Origin of the sequence: Streptomyces sp. 5-10, assembly GCF_014712245.1 — a bacterium.
Lineage (GTDB): Bacteria > Actinomycetota > Actinomycetes > Streptomycetales > Streptomycetaceae > Streptomyces > Streptomyces violaceusniger.
Window position 1 is genome coordinate 53334 of record NZ_JACVYG010000004.1, and the last position, 24510, is coordinate 77843.

Below are 24510 nucleotides of genomic sequence, written 5' to 3' on the forward strand. Positions count from 1 at the left end.
GCTCGGAGTATTCAGAGGGCGCGAGGTGTTCAAAGGGCTCGGACACCGCGGCTTCGCCGCCTTGGCCGCGGGCTTGGCGGCCACCCTGGCAGCGCTCCTCATGGCAGCGCCCGCCGAGGCCGGGCAGGCAGCGCCCGCCGAGGCCGGGCAGTCGGCGTGGACGGGGACGTGGGCCACCGCGCAGCACGCCTCGTACGACCCCGGCACCTCGGAGGTGACCGTACGCATACCGGTGCGCGTCAGCGCCGGCGGGTCAAGCGCGCGGATCCGGCTGGCCAACGGTTTTACCGACCAGCCGGTGACGATCGGTCACGCCACCGTGGGGCCGCGCGGCAGCGGTTCGGCCGTGCGGCACCCGTATGACCTGCGGTTCGACGGGAAGAGGGAGGTGACGATCGCGGCGGGCGAGCAGGCGGTCAGCGACCCCGTCCGGCTCGCGGTGCCCGCCCGTACCGACCTGGTGGTCAGCCTGTACTTCCCGGGCCGGCTCACCCACATCAGCCAGCACTGGATGGGCCTCCAGACCGTCTACTGGACGCCCGACGGCGGTGGCGACCACGCCTCGGACGCCGACGGCGACGCCTTCACCCGGACCGACTCCACCTTCCCGTTCCTGACCGGCGTCGACGTTCGGGGCGGTGACGCGAGGGGCGCCGTGGTGGCGCTCGGCGACTCCATCACCGACGGGGCGTCGTCCACGGCGAACGCCAACCGGCGCTGGCCCGACTACCTGGCGGCCCGGCTTTCGGCCTGCTCGTCCACCCCCGGGGTGCTCAACGAGGGCATCAGCGGCAACCGGATCACCGCCGGAACCGACGGCAACCCGTCGGCGCTGGACCGGCTGGAGCGCGATGTGCTGTCCCAGCCGAACGCCCGGACGCTGATCCTTTTCGAGGGCGTGAACGACCTCAGCTGGGGCGGCGCCACCGGCGGCCAGGTGATCGACGGCATGCGGCAGATCGCGCGGCGGGCCCACGCCCGCGGGCTGCGGGTGATCGGCGCGACCGTGGTCCCGTACCGGGGGTGGGGCGACTGGTGGACCGAGGCCAAGGAGGCCGACCGGCAGCGGGTCAACGCGTTCGTCCGCGACTCCGGCGGCGTCTTCGACGGGTACGCCGACTTCGACAGGGCGGTCCGCGACCCGGACGACCCCACCCGGTACGCCGCCGCGTTCGACTCGGGCGACCATCTGCATCCCAACGACACCGGGATGAAGGCGCTCGCCGACGCGGTCGACCTGGCCGCCCTCGGCGTGGCCCGCGACTGCCCCGCGGCCCGCGTCCGGCTGACCCCGTACCGGCCGAGCCTGCCGGCCGGTCAGGCCGCGCAGGTGACGACGACCGTCACCAACACCGGGCCCACGAGCGGCAGCGGCGCCGCGGGCCTGGTCGCCGGCGCCGTCGACCTCAACGATCCGGGCCGGACCGCCGCAGCTGTCTTCGACTCCTTCACCGTCGCCGAATAGAGGCACCTTCATGGCAATCAGTCGCAGAAATCTCCTGACCACCGCGGCCGCCCTCGGCGGGGCCGTGCTGCTCGGCCCACCGGGGATCGCCCAAGCCCTCGGCGGCAGGGCGCGCCCCGACTACGAGCCCACCAAGGCATCCCTGGACACCCACCCCGTCCCCCGCTGGTACAAGGATGCCAAGTTCGGCATCTTCATCCACTGGGGCGTCTACTCGGTGCCCGGAGGCACCGGACGGCACAACGCGGGTGAGTGGTACCTGTGGTACCAGAGCTTCAAGGACACCGCCGAGTGGAAGTACCACCGCGACACCTACGGCCAGGACTTCGTCTACGACGACTTCATCCCGCAGTTCAAGGCCGAGAACTTCGACCCGGATTCCTGGGTGAAGCTCTTCGAGCAGGCGGGCGCCCAGTACTTCGCGCTGACCAGCAAGCACCACGACGGCTTCGCCCTCTACCCCAGCGAGGTCACCGACCGGCACTCGGTGAAGTACGGCCCCAAGCGCGACCTGGTCGGTGAGCTGATGACCGCCGCCCGCAAGCGCGGCACCGTACGGCCGGGCCTGTACTACTCGCTCGGCGAGTTCTTCAACCCGGCCATCGGCCGCCCGATGAAGAACTTCTACACCGACGAGGAGATCCCGATGGTCGGCTACAAGCCGGTCGGGGACTACGTCGGCGACTACGAGCTGAAGCAGCTGTACGAGATCATCGACCGGTACGACCCGGAACTGCTGTGGGCAGACGGGCAGTGGTTCCGGCCCACGGGGGAGCCGCCGTGGCGCAGCGAAGAGCCCATGGCCTCCTACTACAACAAGGCCAAGAACCGGACGCGGCCCAAGGGCGTCGTGATCAATGACCGCTTCGACACCCACTTCGACTTCGCCACCTACGAGCAGCGCACCAACCCCACCATGGACCCGCAGAAGTGGGAGTGCTGCATCACCATGGGCTACTCCTGGGGCTACAACAAGCACGAGCTGGACGAGGACTACAAGACCTCCGAGTTCCTGATCCATCTGCTCGCCGATGTGACCAGCAAGAACGGCAACCTGCTGCTGAACATCGGCCCCAAGCCCGACGGGACCGTCCCCGCCGTCATGCGGGAGCGGCTGCGTGACATCGGCGCCTGGCTGGGCGTCAACGGCCCGGCGATCTACGGCTCGACGCCGTGGGTACGGGCCGAGGAGGAGGGCAGCGCCCTCGGCATCCGCTACACGGTTACCCCCGGCAAGTTCAACATCATCGTGCTGGGCGCACCCAGCGGCGCCCTGTCGGTGCCCGCCGACATCCCGCTCAGCGCCACCTCGCGGATCGCTCTGCTCGGCCACAAGGGAACCCTGAAGTGGACCCGTAAGGACGGCAGGGTCCTCATCGACGTCCCCGCCCGCCTGCCCAGCGCGATCGCCAACACCTTCACGGTCGAATGGGATCGGGGGCGCGCCTGATGACCGGCCTCGACTCCCTCGGACCCACGCTCACCGTGACCACAGTGCCCGCGGACCCGGTCGGCGGCGACACGGTGACGGCCACCGCGCGGCTCACCAACGACTGTCCCTTCCCGCTCCGCGACGCCGTCCTCTACCTGATCGACCCGGGTGCGACGACGGCCACCAAGACCATCCCCCTCGGCGACCTGCGGCGCGGCGCGAAGGTCAGCCGCAGCTGGCAGACCGCGATGCCCGCCGATGTGGCGGGCGACGTGTCGTTCACCGCGCACCTCGTCTTCGACGTCGACGGCCACAGCTCCGACTGCGCCCGCGCCGCCAGGACCGTCAGCGTCCCCTACGAGCCCAACGGGGTGCGGGAGCCGTACACCGCCTTCGCCACCGCCGACGACGCCGAGTTCGGCCAGTACGCCCCCGGCCAGTTGGTGATCTGGGCCGGTGGCCGGGACCTGTCCGGCGGCACCGACGAGAAGGGAGTCGTCTACCTCCCCGGTGCGGCCGCCGAGTCCTGCGTGGTGCAGGTCAGGACGGTCGGCCTCACCGGCAGCGACAACCCCAGCGCCAAGTCGGGCCTGGCCGTCGCCAACGACCTGACCGCACCCGGCGAGGGCGGCTACGCGGTGCTGACCATGTCCGCCCGGTACGGCCTCGAATTCATGACGGACAGCGACGGGGACGGACGCCTGGACACCTGGGCCGGGGGCGGCGGCTCCTACCACCCCGCCTGGCTGCGCCTGGTGCGCTCGGGCACCACCTGCACCGCGTACGCCACCGGCAACGGGCTGGCGTGGGAGCGGATCGGCACCGCGACCGTTGCGTCGGCGAGTGGCGCCGGGGACGCGGGACTCGTCGCCAGCGCCGTCAATGCCAACTACCCGGGCACCACCGTCCGGGCGGTCTTCGACCACTTCTCGGTGGAGGCGCCATGAGCGGCCACGTGTACCGGCCCGACGAGGACTTCCTCACCCCACCCGTCTCCCTCACGGTGACCCCGCCCGCGCCGCGGCCCGGTGAGCCGGTCACCCTGACCGCCACCCTGACCAACACCGCCCGCGTCCCGCTGCGCAACGCCGTGCTCTACCTGTCCGTGGACGGTGGCGGCGGGCAGCCGGCCGGCCTGGGGGACGTGGCGCCCGGCGCCACCGTGACCCGTACCCGGAAGACCCGGCTCGCGGACGACGCCGAGGGCGTGGTCTCCTTCACCGCACACGCGGTCTTCGACGTCCACCGCACCGGCGCCGACTGCACCCGCGCCGGCTCGTCGGTGCGGCTGCCGAACCTGTCGCTCGCCGGTGCCTTCGACAACGCGGGCATCGCCTCCGACGACGCCCTCACGGCCGCCGACATCGACGGGTCGCGGTCCAGCCTGTCCGCGCAGGCGCTGGCCTCGGTCGGGCTGACGCCGGGGGCGGTGGTGACGTACGACGGGACAGCCTTCACCTGGCCGGACACCCAGCCGGGGAACAAGGACAACGCCGTCGCCTCCGGGCAGACCGTGCTGCTGTCCGGCTCGGGCTCCCGGCTGGCCTTCCTCGGTACCAGCACCTGGGGCGTGGGCAAGGGCGAGGGAGCCGTCGTCTACGCCGACGGCACGCGGCAGGCGTTCTCCGTCGCCGTCCCGGACTGGTACGGGGCCAACAGCTCCGCCTCAGTGGTGGTGCCGTACCGCCACATCTCCACCGGCCGGGACGACACCCCGGTCAGCCTCTACGTGTTCGACGTCGGGCTGCAGGGCAAGGAGGTGCGCGCCGTCGTGCTGCCCAAGGTCGGCGACGGCCTGCAATCGGGCGTCCCCGCCCTGCACATCTTCGCGATGACACTCGTCTGAAAGGACATTCATGAACAGCAAGGAAGGCGTCAGCCGCAGACGAGTGCTGACCGGAGCGGCCGCCGTGGGCGGCGCGTTGCTGCTGGCGCAGGCGCAGGCGCAGGCGCAGGCCGCCCGGGCGGCCGCCGAGAGCGGGAGCGCCGGGCCCTTCGACACGGCACCGGCCGCCGCCGCGCTGCGGCGGCTGGTGCCCGGCCATCACCAGCAGGTCACGCTGCGCGCGATGGCGGCCGGCGGCGGCGACCACTACCGGGTCACCGGCCGGGCCGGGAGCATCACGGTGGAGGGCACCAGCCCCGCCGTACTGCTCACCGGGTTCAACCGGTACCTCGCCGAGGCCGCGAAGGCCGACATCTCCTGGAACGGCGAGCAGCTGAACCTGCCCCGGCTGCTGCCCGCGCCCGGCGCGGAGATCACGGGAGCGGCGCATGTCGCCCACCGGTTCGCGTACAACGACACCAACGAGGGCTACACCGGCGCCTACCGGGACTGGAAGGCATGGGAGCGCGAGATCGACGTGCTCGCGCTGCACGGCATCAACGAGGTGCTCGTGTACATCGGCGCGGACGCCGTCTACTACGACACCTTCCGGGACTTCGGCTATTCGGACGCCGAGCTGCGGGCCTGGATCCCCGCCCCCTCCCACCAGCCCTGGTGGCTGCTGCAGAACATGTCGGGGTTCGGCGGTCCGGTGTCCAAGCAGCTCATCGACCAGCGGGCCGCCCTGGCGAAGAAGATCGCGGGCCGGGTGCGGGAACTCGGCATGACCCCTGTGCTGCCCGGCTACTTCGGCACCGTACCGGACGACTTCCAGGCCAAGAACCCCGGCGCGTCGCTGGTCGCCCAAGGCACCTGGGGAGCCTTCAAGCGACCCGACTGGCTCGATCCGCGCACGGACCTCTTCGCCGAGGTCGCCGCCACCTTCTACCGGCACCAGCGGAAACGCTACGGCGACAGCTCGATGTACAAGATGGACCTGCTGCACGAGGGCGGCAACGCCGGTGACGTGCCGGTCGACGAGGCGGCCAAGGCCGTCGAGGCGGCACTTCAGAAGGCACACCCCGGGGCGGTCTGGGCGATCCTGGGTTGGCAGACCAATCCGAGCCGGGAGATCCTCCGCGTGGTCGACAAGAGTCGGATGCTCGTCGTCGACGGCCTGTCCGACCGCTACACCACCGTCACCGACCGGGAGAGCGACTGGGACGGCACCCCGTACGCCTTCGGCTCCATCTGGAACTTCGGCGGTCACACCCCGATCGGGGCCAACGCGCCCGACTGGGTGGAGTGGTATCCGAAGTGGCGGGACAAGTCGGGCAGCGCGCTCGCCGGGATCGCGATGATGCCGGAGGGCGCCGACAACAACCCCGCGGCGATGGCCCTGTTCACCGAGCTGGCCTGGACTCCCGGCACCATCGGCCTCGACGACTGGTTCGCCTCGTATGCCACCTCCCGGTACGGCGGCGAGGACCCGCACGCCGTCGCCGCCTGGAAGGCGATCCGTGACACCGCGTACAACATGAGCCGCGCGGACGCGTGGAGCGAGGCGCCCGACGGGCTGTTCGGCGCCCGGCCGAGCCTGAGCGCCAACAAGGCCGCCGCCTGGGGCCCGGAGACCGACCGCTACGACACCACGGCCTTCGACGCGGCGCTCACCGAACTGCTCCAGGTCGCGCCGGAGCTGCGCGACAGCTCGGCCTACCGGTACGACCTGGCCGACGTGACCCGTCAGGTGCTGTCCAACCGCAGCCGGATGCTGCTGCCCCAGCTCAAGGCCGCGTACGAGGCCGGGGACCGCCGCTGCTTCGACCGGCTCACCAGGACCTGGCTCAGCTGGATGAAGCTGATGGACAAGGTGCTGGCCACCAGCGCCCAGCACCTGCTCGGGCGGTGGCTGGCCGATGCCCGTTCCTGGGGCGTCACCCAGGAGGAGAAGGACCAGTTGGAGTACGACGCACGGTCGATCATCACCACCTGGGGCGGCCGGGCCAGCAGCGAGGAGGGACTGCACGACTACGCCAACCGGGAGTGGTCCGGGCTGCTCGGCGGTCTCTACCACCTCCGCTGGAAGACGTACTTCGACGAGCTGTCCGCGGCGCTCGAGGCCGACCGGCAGCCGGCCCAGATCGACTGGTTCGTGCTGGAGGACCGCTGGGCGCACCGGCACGACAGCTACCCGGTGCGGCCGTCGGGTGACATCCACAAGCTGGCCCGGCAGGTGCGGGACACCCTGACCGCGGATCCCCATCAGGTGGCGCTGACCGCGTCCGCCGATCGGGGAGCGGTGGCCGAGGGCCGCCCGGTCACGGTCACCGTGTCGCTCACCAACCGCAATGGATTCGGCCCGGCGACGGATGTGAGGCTGTCGGTCGACGCGCCGGAGGGGATGGCCACCGAGCCGGTCGGCACGACCACCGCGGCGTCCGTCGCCCCGGGCGAGACGTTCTCGGCGACCTTCCGGGTCACCCTCACGGCGGCCGCGGGTGCGCTGGTCTCCCGGGTGCCGGTGGGCGCCTCCTACCGGACCGGCGGCTCGCGGGGCTCGGCCGAGGCGGCGGTCCGCCTGATGTCGGGCACCGGTGTACAACCGCCTTACCGGACCGCGTCCTTCAACGACGCCGTCTTCGGCCAGTCGGGCGACGGACTCGCCATCGAGGGCGCGGGCGCCGATCTATGGGGTGGCACCAACGAGTTCGGCACGATCCACCGGGCAGCCGCCTTCGGTTCCGCCTCGGTGGCCACGGTCCAGGTCACCTCGCAGGACAGCACGGGCGGCTGGGCCCGCGCCGGGCTGATGGTCCGCAACGACCTCTCCGCGAACGGCGACGGCGACGGCACGGCCGGGTACGTCAATCTGGCGGTCACCCCGTCCAACGGCTGTGCGCTGTCCTGGGACTCCGACGGCAACGGAGCATTCGACTCCATCGAACTGGCCGGATCCCTCACCGCCCCGGTGCATCTGCGGCTGACCCGCTCCGGCAACGTCTATACCGGCGAGTGCAGCAGTGACGGCGTCTCCTGGACCACGGTCGGCACGGCCACCCCCGGCGGTGTCGCCGACATCCAGGACATCGGAGTGTTCATGACGGCCGCCAACGGCTGGACGGGCACCCGCGGGATCGCTGCCTTCCAAGGCTTCTCCGTCACCTGAGCGGTGGCCGCACCGCGAGGACGACACCACCAACAACACCGACACCGTCGCCGTCTGCGTCGAAACGGCCCCCTCCTGCTGCGACCCCTGCTCCACCCAGAAGTAGCCCTCCCGACGCGAGCCGCGCGTGCTGCTGATCTGGGCGCCACCGGAGGTGATGATGTGCATCGGCCGGGGTGCTGCCGGGACAGGGTGGACATGCCCAGGTCCACCCTGCCCCACGCGGCGGCCCGGTGGGCCTGGGCGCGCATCCGGGATGCGCACCGCCACCGCGTTGGCGAGCTCCTCTCGAGCGGATCGGGGCCGCTGCCGTTCGGTGAGAGCGGCCCCGAGCAGCGTCAGGAAGAGATGACGGGGCCGTTGGGGACAGCGTCCAACACGACCGCGCTCACGGTGACGATCTTGTCCCAGTCGAAGGAGTACTTGTCGAACACCGCCGCGCTGGTGATCCCGCGCTTGATGCCGTTGCTGACAAGGTAAACGGTGGCTGAGGACGGGGACTTGGCCAACATGGCGCCGTCCGACAGGTTGCCGCCGTCGTCGATACTGTCGATGTCGATTACGTTCTGAATTCCGTCCCAGCTGCGGAACAGATTGAAGTACGTGGCCTCATTGGGGATCCCGCGGCGCTTGCCGTCGAGGACCAGGTAGACGGCGGAGCTGTTCACCGTCTTGATGCGGTAGCCATTGAGTTCCGGGTGTTCGCCCTGGATCTGTGCGGACGAGCTCTGTGCAGCGGCTGCTGCTCCGGTGGCGTGCGCCGAGGGAGATGCGACGAGTCCGAGCAGGGCGGCCACTACCAGGCTGACCGCGCCGAGTAAGGCGCGTCTTCGGGCCATGTGTCCTCCAAAAGATCGGGAGAGTATCCAGACCGGGGCGAGGACCGCCGCCGATCCGGGGGCACACAGAGTGAATGATGGAGGGATACCTGGCGGATAATCCTCATGCATCGGATGCTGCGGGGGAAAGGCCAATGCGAGTCACACTCGATACCCCACTGCGAATCATGCCCGCGTAGCCCTGCGCGCCGTGACGCGGGCGGCGAGGAACCGCGGCGACCAGCCACGAACGGCCACAATGCCGATCCGGTCGACGAGATGGTCCCGGAGGCGGCACACGCAGGGGCGGATGGAAAGGGCAGCCTGAGCGCACAGCCGATTCACTCACTCGCATGCGGAGCCGTCCGGTGACCGATACACCGAGGCCGCGCTGAACGGCACCCTGCCCACGACGAGCATCGCGGCGGCCATCGCGCGCCGCCAGGCCGCCGGGCCGGGTCGCCGCCTGGATCCGCTACCAGCGCCTGGAGCGCGCCCGCCGCCCTCTATCGGTGGCGGCCATGGAATCGAAGGTCGCCTGCATGTGACGGCGCCCCCGGGGCGGACATCGCCGACCGGGCTGGTGTGCCTTCCGGATGTGAGCTCTGCCAAGGGGGTGGGGTGCGAGAGTCCTGCGGTGATCGTCTGGAGGTTGGGGGTGTCGCTGGCCCCCTTCGGGGCCCTGGTGCTGGCCCCCGTATGGCCGGGGTGTTGACGCCATGGCGCCGTATGGTCCCCGGTCCGTACGTTTAAGCAGGTCAAAGCGTTGCTGACCGATTCAGGACCGGAGTCCTCCATGTCTCAGACCGCCGCGCTGTCCGTGTCCACCGCACCTGTCGGCGCCGCCGCGCGGCAGGGGAGTGAGTTCGCTCCCCTGTTGCGGAAGGTCAGGGGACGGGGGCTGCTGGAGCGTCGTAAGGGCTGGTACGCGCGGATGATTACCGTGAACCTCCTCGCCCTGGCCGCCGTGGTGACGGGGTTCGTCCTCGCCGGGGACACCTGGTGGACGCTGCTGCTCGCCGCGCCGCTCGCCATCCTGTCCGCCCGTACCGCCTACGTCGGCCACGACGCCGGGCATGCCCAGATCGCCGTCGGCCGCCGGGCGAACCGCGCCATCGGACTCCTCCACGGCAATCTGCTCCTGGGCATGAGCTACGCGTGGTGGAACGACAAGCACAACCGGCACCACGCCAACCCCAACCACATCGAGAAGGATCCGGACGTCGGCGCCGGCGCACTCGTGTGGACCGCGGAGCAGGCCGCTGTGCGCCGTGGATTCGCCCGCTGGGTCACCCGCCACCAGGCCTGGTTGTTCTTCCCGATGCTGCTGCTGGAAGGCATCGCCCTGAAGGTGAGCAGTGTCCAGGACCTGCGGCGGCAGCCGGTGCGCGAGCGGGCCGTCGAGGGCGCGCTGCTGGCGCTGCACGCGGCCGGTTACGGTGCCCTGCTGTTCACCTGCCTGCCGGTGGGGAAGGCCCTCGCGTTCGCGCTGCTCCACCAGGCGCTCTTCGGGCTCCACCTGGGAATGGCCTTCGCGCCCAACCATAAGGGCATGGACATGCCCGACCCTGCGGGCGAGCGCTGGGGCCATCTGCGCCGCCAGGTCCTGACCTCGCGGAACGTTAGGGGCGGGCCGGTCACGGACTGGCTCCTCGGCGGGCTGAACTACCAGATCGAACACCACCTCTTCCCGAACATGCCCAGGCCCCACCTCAGGCTCGTACAGCCTCTGGTCCGGGAACACTGCCGCGACCTCGGGCTCTCGTATGCCGAGACCGGGCTGCTCGACTCGTACCGGCAAGGGCTGCGGCACATGCACACGGTCGGCGGTGCCGCCCGGCCAGAATGAGAGCGCCGTCGGCCACGGGGCCACGGGGCCACGGGGCCGGCCGCCGCTGAGCAGGAGTGAGCGGTCGCCCACAGGCGGGTCGATACGGCGCTGGCTCCGCGGGGATTCATCTCGCCCGGCCAATGGTCCAAAACCGGCGACTAAGCCGCTCACTGGCTCGGTTCGCGGTTGTAGAGCTTCCTGGCCCACAGGTAGCCGCCCAGGGTGATCAGGGTGCACCAGCCGATGGCAAGAATCGCGTTGTTGCCGATCGGGGTGCCCATCAGCAGCCCGCGCAGGGTCTCGATGAACGGGGTGAACGGCTGGTAGTCGGCGAACCATTTGAGCTCGGCGGGCATCGAGTCGGTGGGGACGAATCCGCTGCCCATCATCGGCAGGATCATCAGTGGCGTCAGCATGTTGCTCGCGGCCGCGACGCTCTTGGCCATGATGGCCAGCGCGACCGACAGCCAGGTGAGCGCGAAGATGATCAGCACGAGCACGCCGATCACGCCGAGCCATTCACCGAAGCCGGCGGTGGGATCGAAGCCCACCAGCAGTGCGACGCCGGTGACGATGGCCATGCTCAGCAGGGTCTGGACCAGGCTGCCCAGCACGTGACCGGTGAGCACTGAGACCCGGGCGATGGCCATGGTGCGGAACCGGGCGACGATGCCCTCGGTCATGTCGATGGCCACCGAGATCGCGGTGCCCTGGGCCGCGGTGGCCGCGGTCATCAGGATGACGCCGGGGACGACGTAGTTCACGTAGGTGTCCCGGCCGCCCGAAGGCCCGCCGAGGCCGCTGCCGAGGATGCCGCCGAGGACGTAGACGAACAGCAGCAGGAAGATCACCGGGACCCCGGCGGCGGTGAGGGTGAGCGTCGGGTAGCGCAGCATGTGCCGCAACTGGCGGCGCAGCATGGTCGCCGAGTCGGTGAAGGCGTGGGTGGCGGTGCTCATCTGGCGGGCTTCTGTTCCAGGACGGGGTTGCCCGTCAGCGCGAAGAAGACGTCGTCGAGATCGGGGGTGTGGACCTGGAGTTCGTCCACGGTGAGCGAGGCGCGGTCGAGCCAGTCCAGCAGTGCGCGCAACGACCGCACGTCCCCCTGGCTGGAGACTTGCAGGGTGAGTGCCTCATCGTTGCGGGACACCACGTCCAGGTTCCGGGCCGCGTAGTCGTGGCCGCGTGCGTCGGTGAACCGCAGCGTGATGTGGCCGCCGCCGACCTGCCGCTTGAGCTCCTCTGCCGTGCCCTGTGCGACGAGCTTTCCCTGGTGCAGCACCGCGATCCGGTCGGCGAGTTGGTCGGCCTCGTCGAGGTACTGGGTGGTAAGGAAGATCGTGACGCCTTCGTTGACCACCAGCCCGCGGATGATCTCCCACATGGTCCGCCTGCTGCGCGGGTCCAGCCCGGTGGTCGGCTCGTCGAGGAAGATCACCCGGGGTCGGCCGACCAGCGTCATCGCCAGGTCCAGGCGGCGGCGCATCCCGCCGGAGTACGTCACCGCGGGCTTGCGGGCCGCGTCCACCAGGTCGAACCGCGCCAGCAGGTCGGTGGCGCACTGCCGCCGTTCCCGGCGGGGCAGGTGGTGCAAGTCGGCCATCAGCAGCAGGTTCTCCTCGCCGGTGAGAAAGCCGTCAACCGCGGAGAACTGGCCGGTGACGCCGATCGCGGCACGGACCGCGTCCGGATCCCGGACCACGTCGTGGCCGGCGACCCGCATTTCCCCGGCGTCGGCGCGGATGAGCGTGGACAGGATCTGCACCAGGGTGGTCTTGCCCGCGCCGTTGGGGCCGAGTAGCGCGAAGACCGACCCTGTGGGGATGTCGAGGTCGATGCCGCCCAGCACCACGTGGTCGCCGTACGCCTTGCGTACGGCAGTCGCCGCGAGGGCGGGGTGACCGAGGTCGGTAGTCATGGGTTTCGCTTCCGTCGATGAGCTCCGGACCTTCATGATTCAGTGAAAATTACGTTGCATACACAAATTCGTCAATCGTAATCACGTGAGGCAATGATATATTCGCAGGTCAGTGAGATAAAAATCGTTGCATGGTGCTTGCCGGATAATGCAACGGAGGTGCGTTGCATTAAGCTGGCTGACGACAAGAGCGGAGGACGCCCGATGCCTGGTGACAGACTCACCCTCCAGGACCGGCGGCAGATCGCCGCGGGGCTGCGCGAGGGACTGACCTACGCCGCCATCGGCCGCCGCATCGGGCGGCCAACCTCGACCGTCACCCGCGAGGTGATGCGCAACGGCGGGCCGCGCGGCTACCACGCCGAGGCGGCCCACCAAGTCAGCACACGACCCACGCGTCAGCGCAGGACCACTGCGCTGACAGCCTCACCGGGAAGGGCCGACCTCGGCGGGCGCGATCCACGGCTCGTGGACGAGGTGGGCGCGCAGAGCATAGAACTGATGATTCAGGCGGGACTCCCGCAGATGATGGCCAAGGTGCTCGCCGCGCTCTTCACCACCGACAGCGGCAGCCTCACCTCAGCCGAACTCGTGCGACGCCTGCACGTTAGCCCCGCATCCATCTCCAAGGCAATCGGCTACCTGGAAAACCAGGCACTCATCAAACGCGAACGCGACCCCCACAGTCGCGCCGAACGCTACGTCATCGAAGACGACGTGGTGTTCCAATCCATCATGGCCAGCGCGCACAACCAAACCCAGATCGCCGAGGCTTGCGCGACCGGAGCCCAGAAACTTGGCGCCACCACCCCCGCAGGCGCTCGGCTGGAGAACTCGAGCCAGTTCCTCCTCCATGTCATAGACGACCTGGTCCGCTCGGCCGAGTACTGGCACAAGATCTACTTCACCCGCCCTCAAGAGACATCCGAAACCGACTGAGCGGGTGGCGCCGCGTGATTCCCGGGGCTGATGTCCGGCGACCGTGCCGTTGCGCCGGGCACGGGTCACTGCCGTGGTGAACTTCCATCGGGAGGTCATGCAGCGCGTTCAGGGCGGCCAGAGGGCGCTATGGGCTCTGGGCGAAGATCTGGCTCAGCGGTTCGTCCATCGCGTCGCGGATGTGCACCAACCACTTCCGGGCTATCCCGCGCTGCGCGGCGACAGCCGCTGTGTGATCCGGTCGAACAGCTCCGTCAGCGGCTCGCCGATGTCCCGGCCGAACTCGGTCAGCCCGTAGGTGACTTGGGGCGGCGTCGTCGGCTCGACCTCCCGCCAGACCAGGCCGTCCTGGACCAGCGCGCGCAGGGTCTGGGCGAGCATCTTCTCGCTGATGCCCTGGATGCTCTCGCGTAGCTCATAGAACCGGAGGTCATTGCTCCGCAAGGAGATCAGCACCCAGACGCCCCACCTGCTGGTCACATGGTCAACCACATCGCGCGCGGGGCAGTCGGTGTGAAACACGTCATACCGCTCTCCCGCCTCGGCCTGTCTGCGCTGCACGCCTCCCATCATGTCATGAACTTACCTCAAGGTATGTCCTTATCAAAAGTTAGCCGCCCTCCTAGCGTGAAGGCCACAGAGGACATCCGACAAGGAGCTGATCATGATCGTGGTGACCGGGGCTACCGGGAATATCGGCCGGCCGTTGACGCAGGCGCTGGTCGAGGCGGGCCAGCAGGTGACAGCGGTGTCACGGCACACTGCGGCGGTGCCGAACGGCGGGCGCCACGTGGTGGCCGACCTGGCCAGGCCGGCCAGCCTCAAGTCCGCGCTGACCGGGGCGAAGGCGCTGTTCCTGCTGCTGTCCGGCGACCTGCACGCCACTGGAGCCAGCCCTGCCGACATCATCGGCGAAGCTGCGGCCAGCGGGGTCCGCCGGGTCGTCCTGCTCTCCACGCTGGGCGTGGTGACCAGGCCCTTCGGCACCACGCGGATCGCCATGCGCGCGCTGGAGGACATGCTGCGGGAGTCCGGCCTGGAGTGGGCCATCCTGCGGCCGGGCGGCTTCGCCTCCAACGCCCTGTGGTGGGCCGAATCCGTCCGCGCGCAACGGGTCGTCGCCGCGCCCTTCGGCGACGTCGGGGTGCCGATCATCGACCCGGCGGACATCGCCGCGGTCGCGGCGGCCTGCCTGCTGGAAGACCGGCACACCGGCGGCGTGTACGAGCTGACCGGCCCAGAGGTGATCACTCCGCGCCAGCAGACGGAGGCCATCGCCGCCGCGCTGGGCTCGCCGGTGAGGTTCCACGAACTCACCCGCGACGAGGCCAAGTCCGCCATGACCCAGAACATGCCGGCGGAGCTCGCCGACGACACTCTGGACATCCTCGGTTCCCCGAGCCCGGCCGAGCTGCGCGTCAGCCCGGACGTCCAGCGGGTCCTCGGCCGCGCCCCGCGCCCCTTCGCCGACTGGGCCGCCCGCAACGTCGCCGCGTTCCGCTGAGACCGCTCAGCGCCGCCAGAACTGCTCTTCGTGCTCGGCGATCCACTGCTGACAGCGAGGAACCCGGCCCGGAGCCGACGCTGACCGGCTCTCTGCCGGGCCGGAACCGACGCCGCGGCCGCAGTGGATCGCCGCCATGCTTCGACTCCATCAACGTCCGGAGGCGGGCCAGGTCGTCGGCGACCATGCCGGCGTCGCGCGCGAAATCCGCGTCGCTCATCTGCGGCTGCCGACGAAGGGTGAAAACCACTTCGCTCCCCGCCTCGTTGGAGATCACCCGGACCGGGTTGTAGACGGTCATCCCGGACGGCAGCGTGACGTGGTGGTCGAGCACGCCGAAATCGTTCAGGGGCGCGAAGGAGACCACGACACGCCCCATGGGGGAAGACGCCGCGACCCACTGATCGCCGATCTTCTCGATGGCGCCGCCCAGGCCCTGAGATTCAGCGGCCCGGGCGGGCTTTCCCGCGCAACGTCGGCTGCGGAGAGGAAGGATCCTGATCGCCGCCCTCTTGGACGCCGAGGTCTCTCTGCTCCCGTTGCCCGCTCGGTGGCGGAACGGCCCGGGTCGTCGACCCGGGCCGTCTTGTCGTTCAGGTCCGCGAGAGCCCTTGCGGTCTCTTGAGGTCCCCTCAGAAACCCTCGGGAACGGATCCGTCCTGGTCGATGACGTTGTCGCCGGGGCCGCCGTCGATGTCGTCCTGACCGGGGCCGCCGAAGAGGTAGTCGTTGCCCGGTCCGCCCTTGATGGTGTCGTCGCCCTCTTCGCCGTAGATCGAGTCGTCGTTGCCGGCGCCGTCGAGGTAGTCGTCGCCGGGGCCGCCGTAGATCTCGTTGGCCACGTCGTCGCCGATGACGGTGTCGTCGCCGTCCCCGGCCCACACCGCGAACGAGTCGGTGATGGTGTCGTTGCCCGCGTTGCCGTTCGCGTTCGTGGCGTGGCTGATGGTGTCGTCGCCGTCGCCGCCCACCGCGACGGAAGCGCCGATGATGGTGTCGTCCCCGGCCCCGCCGTGGACGTTCACATCGCCGCCGGAGATCTTGACGCTGTCGTTGCCGTCGCCGAGTTCGACGTTGCCCTGGTCGCCGCCGTGGTCCGGGTCGGGGACGGGCACGGTGCAGGTCACATACGTCAGGTCGGTGGCGGTGGGATGGGTGCAGTCGGTGCCGGCGGTGATCTCGACAACGTCGTCGACGCCGAAGGTCAGCGTGGTGTCGGTCTCGCCGACCCGCTTGATGGTGAGCTTGTTGGTCTGGCCGTCGGCCGCCGTGTAGGTCATCACTCCGTCGGTGACGGTCACGGTGGCCGGCGACGCGGCCGACGACACCGGCGACGACGACGCGGACGACGTGGCGGCCTGGGCGTTCCAGGCGAAGAGTCCGGTGCTGGCCGCGGCGGCCAGTAAGGCGGCGACGCCGACCGGGCGGACGCGGCGGGAGCGCGGGCCAAGGGTGGACACGAAAAACCTCCGTGGGGAGTGGATCTGATTTCCGATCACCCGTTTCGACGTGGAAGATCCGCGCGGGGTTGTGCCACTCCCATGCCCTCTTCGCCGATCTTTCGAATTCCCATTTCGCGTTCAGCTTTGCGACGCCGGGAATTTCCCTCGCGTTGTCGGAATGTGCGATCTGCGAGCGGCGGGAACTCCGGTGAGTCGGCTCGTGGCTGCTCGTGCCGGCAGGCCAAGCCGGCCGAGGGCACGAGCCGGTGGCGCCGCCGCCGACGTACGGGCGCGGCCACGGGTGGGGCGGAATTCCTCTGCGTGGCCCGGCCGATGCGGTGGCGATCGCGGCCGTTGTCGGCTCACCCGCACCGCCCCTTCCGCGGGGCGGTGCGGGCACGCGCGCCGCTCGACGCGCGGCGCGGAACCACGTCTTACGACGGATCCTCGTCGAGTGTGATCGCGGCTGCGGGGCACACCGCCGCCGCTTCCCAGGCGCCGGACCGCTGGTCCTCGGTGGGCTCGGGGGTGAGCAGGACGACGATGCCGTCCTCATCCCGCTGGTCGAACACCTCCGGTGCGATCAGCACGCACTGACCGGCGCCACAGCACTTGGTTTCGTCCACATGGACCTTCACGTCATTCCTCGCTTCCTGCCGTCTTGTTCCGCTGTCTCGTCGGCGGAGTGTTTCCCGGGGCGGTTCACCAGCCCACGGGCACCGTGCGCAGGCCACCGACGAGCAGACCTTCGACACGTTGCAACTCATGCGCGGGCACGGCCAGGTGGAGCGTCGGCAACATGCGCATCAGGACGTCCAGGATGACCTGGAGTTCGGAGCGGGCCAGGGTCTGGCCGAGACACGAATGCGGCCCGGCGCCGAAGGTCAGATGCGGATTCGGGGAGCGGCCGAGGTCCATCTCGTCCGGATCGGCGAAGACCCGCTCATCACGGTTGGCGGCGGGCATGCTGCAGATGACGGTGGTCCCGCTGGGCAGAAGCCGGCCGTCCAGGTCGACGTCCTCGCCGAGGTAGCGGCGCAGCCCGAAGCCCAGGTTGGCGTCGAAGCGCAGCGCTTCGTCGACTGCGGTGCGCACCAGGGTGGGGTCGGCCAGCAGTCGCTCCCACCGGGTGCGGTCGGCGAGCAGCATCGAGACCATCTTGCCGATCATGTTCGCGGTGGTCTCGTGCCCGGCGACGAGCAGTGCCACCCCGGTGTGCAGCAACTGGTCGTCGGACAGCCCTTCGCCCTCTTCCGCGCTCTCCGCGATCAGCATGCTGAGCAGGTCCTCGCCCGGCTCGGTGTGCTTGGCCGCGATGAGCGTGGCCATGTACTGGTTGAGCTCGGTGTGCGCGGCCCGGGTCTCGTCCGTCGTATAGCGGGTGACGTTCAAAAACGCGTCGGACCAGTAGGAGAAGCGGTCCCTGTCCTCGGCGGGCACGCCCAGGAGATCGCAGATCACATAGACCGGGAACGGGAAGCCGACCGCGGCCTTGAGGTCCGCGGGCTGTCCGCGTTCGACCATGTCCTCGACGAGGGACTCCGCGATGCTCACCATGCCGGGGCGCAGCGCCGTCATGCGCTTGGCCGTGAGGTACTTGCCCACCTGTCGTCGCCACCGCTGATGGGGTTCACCCCGGTCGGGGATGGCCGGCGAGGTGTCGCCGTTGGCCGCCGGGCCGCCCGCGCCGTCGGGGGCGATCCGGGCGGCGTTGTCCGTGGCGGTCGGGCGGCTGAAACGGGCGTCGGACAGCAGGTTTTTGACGTCGTCGTAGCGGGTCAGATAGGTGGCCCTGTCGCCGCTGGGGAGCTCGGCGGTGGCCATCGGGCACCGCTCACGCAACCGCTGCCACTCGGCCGGGGGTTCCAGTGGGCCGTCGCCGGTCAGCGGCAGACGGATGTCCGGGTCGTGTCCGCTCATGTGGGACCTCCTGGTGGGGGTTGGGTGTTCCGGTCGGAGGATGCGGGTCACCCCTGGGCGTCGACCCACGGTGACCTGCGCTGGGGGAGGGGTGCGGGGACGCATCGGGCCGCCGATGGAGCGGGGGCGCTAGACCTTGGGAGCGGGCACATCCACGAGCGCGGACGGCTCGGTGGTCTGGTGGGCGGCTGGGTCCGCGGTTGTCGGCAGCGGACGCCGCCGGGGGATGAACGCGGCCACCGCGAAGGAGAGGAGGGAGGCTCCGGCGCCGATGGCCATGACGGCCTTGAAGCCGTTCTCCGAGGGCAGTGCGTGGCCCGCGAAGTCGGTGGTCAGCTGCGCCAGGATGACCCCGGCGACGGCGCTGGCGGTAGAGGTGCCGATGGAGCGCATCAGGGTGTTGAGGCTGTTGGCGGCGGCCGTCTCGGACGGATCCACGGCGCCCATGATGAGCGAGGGCATCGCACCGTAGGCGAAGCCCACCCCGGCGCCGATGATGCAGGACACCAGGACGAGCTGCCACACCTCGGACATCATGACGATGTTCAGGCCGTATCCGGCCGCCACTATCAGGGCGCCGACCATCAGGGTGGTCTTCGGCCCCTTGGCGGCGGAAAGGGCCGCGGACACCGGCGCGCAGGCCATCATCACCAGGCCCTGCGGGGCCATGACCAGGCCGACGGTCAGCATCGACTTGCCCAGCCCGTAGCCGGTCGCCTCGGGCAGCTGCAGGAGCTGCGGGAGGACGAGGGACATCGCGAACATCGAGAAGCCGAAGGCCATCGAGGCGATGTTGGTCACCAGCACCTGGCGGCGGGCGGTGGTCCGCAGGTCGACCAGGGGAGCGGCGATCCGCAGCTCGAAGAAGCCCCAGCCCACCAGCACGACGACGGCCGCGGCGAACAGCCCGAGCGTGGTGGGGCTGCCCCAGCCCCAGTCGGCGCCCTTGGAGATCGCCAGCAGCAGACACACCAGGCCCACGGCCATCCCGACGGCACCCACGCCGTCGAACCGGCCGCCCGTGCGGACCTCGGACTCCGGGACGAGGGCGAAGACCAGACAGGTACCGATGGCGCCGATGGCGGCCGATACCCAGAACAGCGTGTGCCAGTGGAAGTTGTCGGCGATGAACGCGGCGGCGGGCAGGCCGAGGGCGCCGCCGATGCCGAGGGACGCGCTCATCATGGCGGTGGCGGTGCCGAGCCGTTCGGCCGGCAGCTCATCACGCATGATGCTGATGCCGAGCGGGATGACACCGGCGGCCAGGCCCTGGAGCACCCGCCCGACGATCATCGACGTCAGGGAGTCGGACAGCGCGCACAGGACGGAGCCGGCCACCAGCAGGACCATGCTGAGCAGCAGCATGCGGCGCTTGCCGTACATGTCGCCGAGGCGGCCGACGACCGGGGTGGCGACCGCTGCGGCCAGCAGGGTGGCGGTGATCGCCCAGGCGGCGTCCGCGGCGTCGGCGTGCAGCAGCGTCGGCAGCTCGGGGACGATCGGGATCACCAGGGTCTGCATCAGCGAGACCACGATCCCGGCGAAGGCCAGCACCGCCACGACCACGTTCGGTTTCCGCGGCGCGGGTGCTCCGCTTCTGGCGGGCTGGGCGAGGGCGTCGGGCATGGCGAGGGGCCTTCCGGATAGCGGGGGTGGGGGGTGGTGGACCGCCTCGCCGTTGGCGCGCTGTTGGACGGTCCGGCGGTCCGACCCGGCGAAATTTAACTCAGTCGATTGATTTAAATCGACTGTAGCAGAGCACTCGGACGCGGCGGGACATGCCTGGCGATCAGCCCACGGCGTCCCTGGTCAGTAGGCTGGTCGGGCTCGCCTCTCGCCGCCCCGGCGGAGGTTCCGCGACGGTTTCGGGACCGGCCGTCGCGGGTGTGGTACGCGGTCCCGGTGAGGTGGCGGACGATGTCGGGCAGAGGGGTCCGGGAGGCACGGGTCGAGGCGACCCGGGCGGCGATACTGGACGCCGCGGAACGGCTGTTCGCCGAGTACGGGGTGCATACGGTCTCCAACCGTCAGATCAGCATCGCCGCGGGGCAGGGAAACACCGGCGCCGTCGGCTATCACTTCGGGACCAAGACCGACCTGGTCCGGGCGATCGCCGGAAGGCACACGCAGGCCATCGCGGAGATCCGCACCCGCGTACTGGCCGAGGCCGGCGACTTCACCTGTGTCCGGGACTGGGCGGCCTGCACGGTGCGTCCCGTCACCGAGCACATGGCCGCCCTGGGGACCCCCTCCTGGTTCGCCCGGTTCAACGCCCAGGTGTCGGTCGACCCGGCGCTGTTCGAGGTGATGATGGACGAGGATGACCTCGTCTCCGCGTCACGGGAGCAGCTTCGGGAGGTCCTCGACCGGTTCCTCCCGGATCTGCCGCACCAGGTGATCGCCGTCCGGGTGCTGATGGCCCGTCATCTGATCGTGCAGATGTGTGTCGAGACCGAGCGGGCCCTCGCGGAGGGGTCTCCCGCGGCCCGTCTCAACTGGGAGGACACCGCCTCCGACCTGACCGACGCGATTACCGCCCTGTGGGAGGCGCCTGTTACGGCGCCTGTTACGCGGTACCCGGGAGGCGCGGCGGGCAAGTGAGGACCGCCCTGCTTGGGAAGGGTGGCTGCGGACGGTCGGCCGGACGGTGGAGCTGGGGGGAGGGGGCGGCGCTGTACTACCGCCGTCCCACCCCGCATGCCGTCCAATTGGGCGATCTGCCCGCCCAGCAGCGCGACTCCGCCGCCGCTGAGGCCCGGCACGGCCCGGCGGCCTCGTGCGCGGCCTGCGCGGCGCGCTGTGTGTGAACCATCCGTCCGCCGCGCGGACTTCAAGCCCGCCCGGCCTCCAGCTCGCCGCCGAGCTTGGCCTGACCATATCGGTCCCTCCGCAAGCACGGCCCGTGCACAACAGACCTGATCACCGGCGCGGTGCGGCGCCGCGCCGTGACCGCGGCGCGCACCACCGGGGAGACGGTCTCCCTGGCGCGCGTCGTCCGGCCCGGCTCCACACCCATCGGCCCGGGCGGCGAGCCGGACAGCGAGGTGGCGTGGCGGCAGGTGCTCGTATCGCTGGGCGCGTCGCCGCACGCGGTCATCGCAGGTACGACGCTCCGTTGAGGTCCAGGACGGCGCCGGAGGACCAGGCCGCGCCCGGCGAGGCCAGGTAGACGACGGCTGCGGCGATTTCCTCCGCGGACCCCACCCTGCCGAACGGGCTCTGCGCCCGCACCGCATCTCCCTCGGAACCCGAAAGTTTCTCCATCTGGCGTTCGGTGGCGACGAAACCCGGTGCCACCGAGGTGACGGCGATCTGGTGAGGCGCCAGGGCGACGGCGATCGACTGGCCGAACGCATGGAGGGCAGCCTTGCTGGCCCCGTACGCGGGATGGTCGGGCTCGCCGCGGTAGGCACCGCGGGAACCCACATTGACGATGCTGCCGGGCGCGCCGCGGCTGATCAGGTGGTCGGCGAAAGCCCAGGTGACGTTGACCGCTCCCAGGAGATTGGTGCGGATCATCGAGTTCCACGTCTCGACCCACGCGTCCCAGCCGACTTCGCCGATCCGATGCCGGTTCGCCGTCTGCGGGGCCACCGCCGCGTTGTTCACCAGGACGTCCAGAGTCAGCAGCCCCCGCACCGCCTCGTCGACGACGCCACGCGCCGCTGACGGATCGGCGAGGTTTCCGCCCACGACCACGTGGCCCTCGCCGGGTAGCAGGGCAAGGGTCTGCTCGGCGTCCTCGCGGTGGTGCCCGTAGTGGATTGCGACGCGGTGTCCTGCCGTCGCCAGGGCGACAGCGGTTGCACGTCCGATGCCACGTGAGGCACCCGTGACGAGGGCCCCGCGGGGGGTGGTGTCCAGCACGTACAGCTCCTTACCGGATTTCAAGGGTGGTCGCAGCTTGCGGTGCGCGGCACCGAATGTCAACATTCGGACATGGTGCCAACCGTAGAACGAGTGAAGAGACGTGGCCTCGGCGACGATGCGGCCGACCTGGTCCGTGAGGCGATCTTCGACGGCCGCTTCCCGCCGGGCGCGCCGCTGCGGGAGATCGAGCTTGCCGAGCAACTGGGCGTCAGCCGCGGCTCGGTCCGCGACGGGCTGGCAGTGCTGGCCCGGGAGGGGCTGATCCGCACCGGCTGGCACCAGCCCACCACGGTCATCGAGATCGCATCGGAGGACGTTGAGGAGGTCTACGCCTTGCGGGAGGCCCTCGACGGGCTCGCGGCCCGCACAGCTCAGCCCAGGATCGGCGACAGCGAGGTGTCGCAGTTGCTGGACCTCGTCGACGAGATGGCTGCCGAGGTGGACGGACGTGGCGATGCCACGGCGCTCGTACACCTCGACATCACCTTCCACGACACGATCTATGCAATCGCCGCGAACCAGCGGCTCACCAGCGCGTGGCAGGCCGTGCGGTCGCAGGTCCACCTGTTCCAGCTCCGTCGTGTGCGTGACGGCTACCTCCCCTACCGCGACGGCGTGGTCCGCGAACACCGGGAGATCGTCGAGTTGCTGCAGGGCGCCGACCAGCGGGCAGTTGAGGAGGTGGCCAGGGAACACGTGGCGGCGGCCCGGCGCAGCCTGCTGGCGAGCCTGCCCCCGGCCGTCCGCTGACCCTGCCCCCACCGTCCTGCCCTCACCGTCCTGGCCCCAACATCGTCCGGGGCCGAGATCCCGGTGTTGACGGCGCGGATGGCACGGCCGGTGTTGATGGCGCGGATGGCACGGCCGGTGTTGATGGCGCGGATGGCGCGGGCCGGCAACCCCCGGCGCACCAGGACCGACCCGAAGAGCAGGACGAGGACGGCACAGGGTGGCGCCGGCCGTAACCGGGCTGGAACAGAGCGGCAGCTTCGCAGTCGGGTCGAGAACCCTCCCAGCGGCACCCGGGTGGGCCGTTCGCAGGCGCTGTTGGTTTCCTGCTCGACGGGCGCCGTTGGGCTTGCTGGAGCGCCACAAGCCCTCGGTGAGGTAGTCCCCGACGACCCTACAGGTCGGCCGGGTCCCTGCGCAGCGTCACCTCGCGCCCCGACGCGGTGCGCACCGTGACCGCACGCACCCCCGGCCGACCGGGCACGACCACCAGTGGCAGCCGCCCGAAGGTCTCGGCACCGATGTGCTCCCGCAGTTCCCCGGCGTCAGCGCCGATCTCCAGCCGGGTCACGGCCACCCCGCGATCACCGCCCTCCGTCGCCCCACGATCCGGGTTGGTGGCCGGGTCCTCCCGGTAGAACCAGTTCGGCAGCCCCCGGCGCCAGCACGTGTCAAGCGCGCGGCCGGGGCCGGGCGCGGTGGTGATGATGCGCTGGGTGCCGTCGGGCTGGACGCGCCCCGGAAGCCGCGCCACTTCGCCGCCGAGCCGCTGCGCGACCGCGGTCAGCTCCTCGAGGGTGTCGGCGCGCAGGCTCCAGAACATCCACCGGTCGCCGTCCGCGATGGCCCGGTCGAACCAGGCGGCCCCCGCATCCCGCACGGCCGCGGGGGCCGTTACCGCCTCGACCTCCAGGTAGACGTCCCCGCCGAGCGGGAAGATCGTGTTCGCGATGGCGTCGGCGAAGACGCCACCGTCGTAGTGGGCGAGTCCTGTCTCCTCCTGCACCCGGCGGACGCCGTCGCCCAAGTCGCGGACGCCCAGGCAGAGGTGATCAAGGTGAAACATGTCGGTCCTTTCCGGGTTCACCACGTCACGGGGAGTTCATGCACCCCGTAGACGACCATGTCGTGCTTGAACTTGATCTCGTCCGGCGGAACCGCGAGCTGCAGCGTCGGGATCCGCCGGTAGAGCGTGCGGTAGACCACCTGCAGCTCGACCCGCGCGAGCGCCTGGCCGAGACACTGGTGCCCGCTGTAGCCGAACGCGATGTGGTGGCGCGCTCGTGGGTCACGTCGAGCCGGTCCGGTTCGGGGAACTGCGACGGGTCGCGGTTCGCCACGTTGTCCGCGGCGATCAGCCCGTCGCCCTTGCAGATCCGCTGCCCGCCGACCTCCAGATCCTCCAGTGCGATCCGCCGCCGTCCGCTGTGGACGATGCTGCGGTAGCGCAGCCAGCAACTCCTCGACCGCATTCGTCACGAGTGCGTCGTCACCGCCGCGGACTGCGGCGAGCTGGTCCGGGCGCTGGCGGCGGGTCGAACGGGCAACGGCCCCGCGCCATCGGGTACCAGGGCGCGTCGGACAGGACCTCCGACATCGCAGTCCTGCCTCCTACAGGGAGTTACCAAACGAGTGTTCGCTAACTTAC

The 24510-nt window shown here is 70.2% G+C and carries 22 protein-coding genes and 2 pseudogenes; 12 read left to right on the forward strand and 12 right to left on the reverse strand.

Annotated elements, in window-relative coordinates; translation table 11 throughout:
• Positions 1-100 precede the first annotated feature (100 nt).
• Genes IEJ02_RS06430 through IEJ02_RS06450 form a run of 5 tightly spaced genes read left to right on the forward strand, consistent with a single transcriptional unit; the run spans position 101 to position 7891 of the window.
• Positions 101-1465, forward strand: coding sequence for an SGNH/GDSL hydrolase family protein (locus tag IEJ02_RS06430; protein WP_223863481.1), 1365 nt, complete (start codon positions 101-103; stop codon positions 1463-1465).
• Between the two features lie 10 nt (positions 1466-1475).
• Entirely contained in the window at positions 1476-2915 is a 1440-nt protein-coding gene (locus tag IEJ02_RS06435; RefSeq protein WP_191063826.1) for an alpha-L-fucosidase, read from the forward strand.
• The gene (locus IEJ02_RS06440) at positions 2915-3844 is read left to right on the forward strand and encodes a hypothetical protein (RefSeq protein ID WP_191063827.1); all 930 of its coding nucleotides are present in this window, start codon (positions 2915-2917) and stop codon (positions 3842-3844) included. The genes IEJ02_RS06435 and IEJ02_RS06440 overlap by 1 nt, the downstream gene beginning before the upstream one ends.
• Positions 3841-4743, forward strand: coding sequence for a beta-sandwich domain-containing protein (locus tag IEJ02_RS06445; RefSeq protein ID WP_191063828.1), 903 nt, complete (start codon positions 3841-3843; stop codon positions 4741-4743). The genes IEJ02_RS06440 and IEJ02_RS06445 overlap by 4 nt, the downstream gene beginning before the upstream one ends.
• Positions 4744-4753: 10 nt before the next feature.
• Positions 4754-7891, forward strand: a complete 3138-nt coding sequence (locus IEJ02_RS06450) for an alpha-N-acetylglucosaminidase TIM-barrel domain-containing protein (RefSeq protein ID WP_191063829.1) — start codon at positions 4754-4756, stop codon at positions 7889-7891.
• Between the two features lie 338 nt (positions 7892-8229).
• Here IEJ02_RS06450 and IEJ02_RS06455 read toward each other — a convergent pair whose 3' ends face one another.
• Positions 8230-8730, reverse strand: coding sequence for a hypothetical protein (locus IEJ02_RS06455; protein WP_191063830.1), 501 nt, complete (start codon positions 8728-8730; stop codon positions 8230-8232).
• A 775-nt stretch (positions 8731-9505) separates the two neighbouring features.
• Between IEJ02_RS06455 and IEJ02_RS06460 the strand changes: the two genes are divergently transcribed.
• The gene (locus IEJ02_RS06460) at positions 9506-10558 is read left to right on the forward strand and encodes a fatty acid desaturase family protein (protein ID WP_191063831.1); all 1053 of its coding nucleotides are present in this window, start codon (positions 9506-9508) and stop codon (positions 10556-10558) included.
• Positions 10559-10707: 149 nt separating this feature from the next.
• On the opposite strand, the gene IEJ02_RS06465 is transcribed toward IEJ02_RS06460, so the two are convergent.
• Positions 10708-11499, reverse strand: a complete 792-nt coding sequence (locus IEJ02_RS06465; protein ID WP_191063832.1) for an ABC transporter permease — start codon at positions 11497-11499, stop codon at positions 10708-10710.
• A complete protein-coding gene (locus IEJ02_RS06470) occupies positions 11496-12458 on the reverse strand; it encodes an ATP-binding cassette domain-containing protein (protein ID WP_191063833.1) in 963 nt (320 codons plus the stop codon). Before IEJ02_RS06470 ends, IEJ02_RS06465 begins: the two co-directional genes overlap by 4 nt.
• Before the next feature lie 204 nt (positions 12459-12662).
• Between IEJ02_RS06470 and IEJ02_RS06475 the strand changes: the two genes are divergently transcribed.
• On the forward strand, positions 12663-13397 hold the full coding sequence (locus IEJ02_RS06475) for a GbsR/MarR family transcriptional regulator (RefSeq protein WP_191063834.1): 735 nt from the start codon (positions 12663-12665) through the stop codon (positions 13395-13397).
• Between the two features lie 201 nt (positions 13398-13598).
• Here the strand turns inward: IEJ02_RS06475 and IEJ02_RS06480 are convergent, their stop codons facing one another.
• Positions 13599-13970, reverse strand: a complete 372-nt coding sequence (locus IEJ02_RS06480) for a winged helix-turn-helix transcriptional regulator (RefSeq protein WP_191063835.1) — start codon at positions 13968-13970, stop codon at positions 13599-13601.
• A gap of 91 nt (positions 13971-14061) precedes the next feature.
• On the opposite strand from IEJ02_RS06480, the gene IEJ02_RS06485 reads away from it, so the two are divergent.
• Positions 14062-14901: an SDR family oxidoreductase gene (locus IEJ02_RS06485; RefSeq protein ID WP_191063836.1), complete on the forward strand. Its 840-nt coding sequence runs from the start codon at positions 14062-14064 to the stop codon at positions 14899-14901.
• 142 nt (positions 14902-15043) lie between these two features.
• On the opposite strand, the pseudogene IEJ02_RS48300 reads toward IEJ02_RS06485, so the two are convergent.
• The 5 genes and pseudogenes from IEJ02_RS48300 to IEJ02_RS06505 all read right to left on the reverse strand — a co-directional run.
• Positions 15044-15397: pseudogene (locus tag IEJ02_RS48300) on the reverse strand (SRPBCC family protein); the annotation flags it as partial.
• Between the two features lie 136 nt (positions 15398-15533).
• Positions 15534-16361, reverse strand: coding sequence for a calcium-binding protein (locus IEJ02_RS06490; RefSeq protein WP_191063837.1), 828 nt, complete (start codon positions 16359-16361; stop codon positions 15534-15536).
• A 416-nt stretch (positions 16362-16777) separates the two neighbouring features.
• Positions 16778-16981: a ferredoxin gene (locus IEJ02_RS06495; RefSeq protein WP_191063838.1), complete on the reverse strand. Its 204-nt coding sequence runs from the start codon at positions 16979-16981 to the stop codon at positions 16778-16780.
• Positions 16982-17045: 64 nt separating this feature from the next.
• On the reverse strand, positions 17046-18263 hold the full coding sequence (locus tag IEJ02_RS06500; protein WP_191063839.1) for a cytochrome P450: 1218 nt from the start codon (positions 18261-18263) through the stop codon (positions 17046-17048).
• A 129-nt stretch (positions 18264-18392) separates the two neighbouring features.
• Positions 18393-19889 (reverse strand): MFS transporter, encoded by a 1497-nt coding sequence (locus IEJ02_RS06505; protein WP_191063840.1) that lies wholly within the window; start codon positions 19887-19889, stop codon positions 18393-18395.
• Positions 19890-20180: 291 nt separating this feature from the next.
• On the opposite strand from IEJ02_RS06505, the gene IEJ02_RS06510 reads away from it, so the two are divergent.
• From IEJ02_RS06510 to IEJ02_RS06520, 3 genes are all read left to right on the forward strand, one after another.
• Positions 20181-20864: a TetR/AcrR family transcriptional regulator gene (locus IEJ02_RS06510; RefSeq protein ID WP_191063841.1), complete on the forward strand. Its 684-nt coding sequence runs from the start codon at positions 20181-20183 to the stop codon at positions 20862-20864.
• Complete coding sequence (locus tag IEJ02_RS06515; RefSeq protein WP_191063842.1) at positions 20861-21070, forward strand: hypothetical protein; 210 nt, start codon at positions 20861-20863, stop codon at positions 21068-21070. The genes IEJ02_RS06510 and IEJ02_RS06515 overlap by 4 nt, the downstream gene beginning before the upstream one ends.
• A gap of 123 nt (positions 21071-21193) precedes the next feature.
• Positions 21194-21382, forward strand: a complete 189-nt coding sequence (locus tag IEJ02_RS06520; RefSeq protein ID WP_191063843.1) for a hypothetical protein — start codon at positions 21194-21196, stop codon at positions 21380-21382.
• Here IEJ02_RS06520 and IEJ02_RS06525 read toward each other — a convergent pair.
• Positions 21357-22196 carry an SDR family NAD(P)-dependent oxidoreductase gene (locus tag IEJ02_RS06525; protein WP_191063844.1) on the reverse strand — a complete coding sequence of 280 codons (840 nt, stop codon included), beginning with the start codon at positions 22194-22196 and terminating at the stop codon, positions 21357-21359. The genes IEJ02_RS06520 and IEJ02_RS06525 overlap by 26 nt on opposite strands.
• Positions 22197-22223: 27 nt before the next feature.
• Here IEJ02_RS06525 and IEJ02_RS06530 point away from each other — a divergent pair, with 27 nt between their 5' ends.
• The gene (locus IEJ02_RS06530; RefSeq protein ID WP_317985738.1) at positions 22224-22883 is read left to right on the forward strand and encodes a GntR family transcriptional regulator; all 660 of its coding nucleotides are present in this window, start codon (positions 22224-22226) and stop codon (positions 22881-22883) included.
• A gap of 373 nt (positions 22884-23256) precedes the next feature.
• Here the strand turns inward: IEJ02_RS06530 and IEJ02_RS06535 are convergent, their stop codons facing one another.
• Both IEJ02_RS06535 and IEJ02_RS06540 read right to left on the reverse strand, forming a co-directional pair.
• Positions 23257-23928, reverse strand: coding sequence for a VOC family protein (locus IEJ02_RS06535; RefSeq protein ID WP_223863482.1), 672 nt, complete (start codon positions 23926-23928; stop codon positions 23257-23259).
• A 17-nt stretch (positions 23929-23945) separates the two neighbouring features.
• Positions 23946-24389: pseudogene (locus IEJ02_RS06540) on the reverse strand (cytochrome P450); the annotation flags it as partial.
• Between the last annotated feature and the right edge of the window lie 121 nt (positions 24390-24510).

Bases quoted from the DNA above. Each gene is read 5' to 3' on its own strand.
- IEJ02_RS06475 (WP_191063834.1), top strand. From the start codon at position 12,663: ATGCCTGGTGACAGACTCACCCTCCAGGACCGGCGGCAGATCGCCGCG.
- IEJ02_RS06460 (WP_191063831.1), top strand. From the start codon at position 9,506: ATGTCTCAGACCGCCGCGCTGTCCGTGTCCACCGCACCTGTCGGCGCC.
- IEJ02_RS06525 (WP_191063844.1), bottom strand. From the start codon at position 22,196: ATGTTGACATTCGGTGCCGCGCACCGCAAGCTGCGACCACCCTTGAAA.
- IEJ02_RS06435 (WP_191063826.1), top strand. From the start codon at position 1,476: ATGGCAATCAGTCGCAGAAATCTCCTGACCACCGCGGCCGCCCTCGGC.
- IEJ02_RS06450 (WP_191063829.1), top strand. From the start codon at position 4,754: ATGAACAGCAAGGAAGGCGTCAGCCGCAGACGAGTGCTGACCGGAGCG.
- IEJ02_RS06500 (WP_191063839.1), bottom strand. From the start codon at position 18,263: ATGAGCGGACACGACCCGGACATCCGTCTGCCGCTGACCGGCGACGGC.
- IEJ02_RS06465 (WP_191063832.1), bottom strand. From the start codon at position 11,499: ATGAGCACCGCCACCCACGCCTTCACCGACTCGGCGACCATGCTGCGC.
- IEJ02_RS06440 (WP_191063827.1), top strand. From the start codon at position 2,915: ATGACCGGCCTCGACTCCCTCGGACCCACGCTCACCGTGACCACAGTG.
- IEJ02_RS06505 (WP_191063840.1), bottom strand. From the start codon at position 19,889: ATGCCCGACGCCCTCGCCCAGCCCGCCAGAAGCGGAGCACCCGCGCCG.
- IEJ02_RS06455 (WP_191063830.1), bottom strand. From the start codon at position 8,730: ATGGCCCGAAGACGCGCCTTACTCGGCGCGGTCAGCCTGGTAGTGGCC.
- IEJ02_RS06470 (WP_191063833.1), bottom strand. From the start codon at position 12,458: ATGACTACCGACCTCGGTCACCCCGCCCTCGCGGCGACTGCCGTACGC.
- IEJ02_RS06480 (WP_191063835.1), bottom strand. From the start codon at position 13,970: ATGATGGGAGGCGTGCAGCGCAGACAGGCCGAGGCGGGAGAGCGGTAT.
- IEJ02_RS06535 (WP_223863482.1), bottom strand. From the start codon at position 23,928: ATGTTTCACCTTGATCACCTCTGCCTGGGCGTCCGCGACTTGGGCGAC.
- IEJ02_RS06430 (WP_223863481.1), top strand. From the start codon at position 101: ATGGCAGCGCCCGCCGAGGCCGGGCAGGCAGCGCCCGCCGAGGCCGGG.
- IEJ02_RS06510 (WP_191063841.1), top strand. From the start codon at position 20,181: ATGTCGGGCAGAGGGGTCCGGGAGGCACGGGTCGAGGCGACCCGGGCG.
- IEJ02_RS06485 (WP_191063836.1), top strand. From the start codon at position 14,062: ATGATCGTGGTGACCGGGGCTACCGGGAATATCGGCCGGCCGTTGACG.
- IEJ02_RS06445 (WP_191063828.1), top strand. From the start codon at position 3,841: ATGAGCGGCCACGTGTACCGGCCCGACGAGGACTTCCTCACCCCACCC.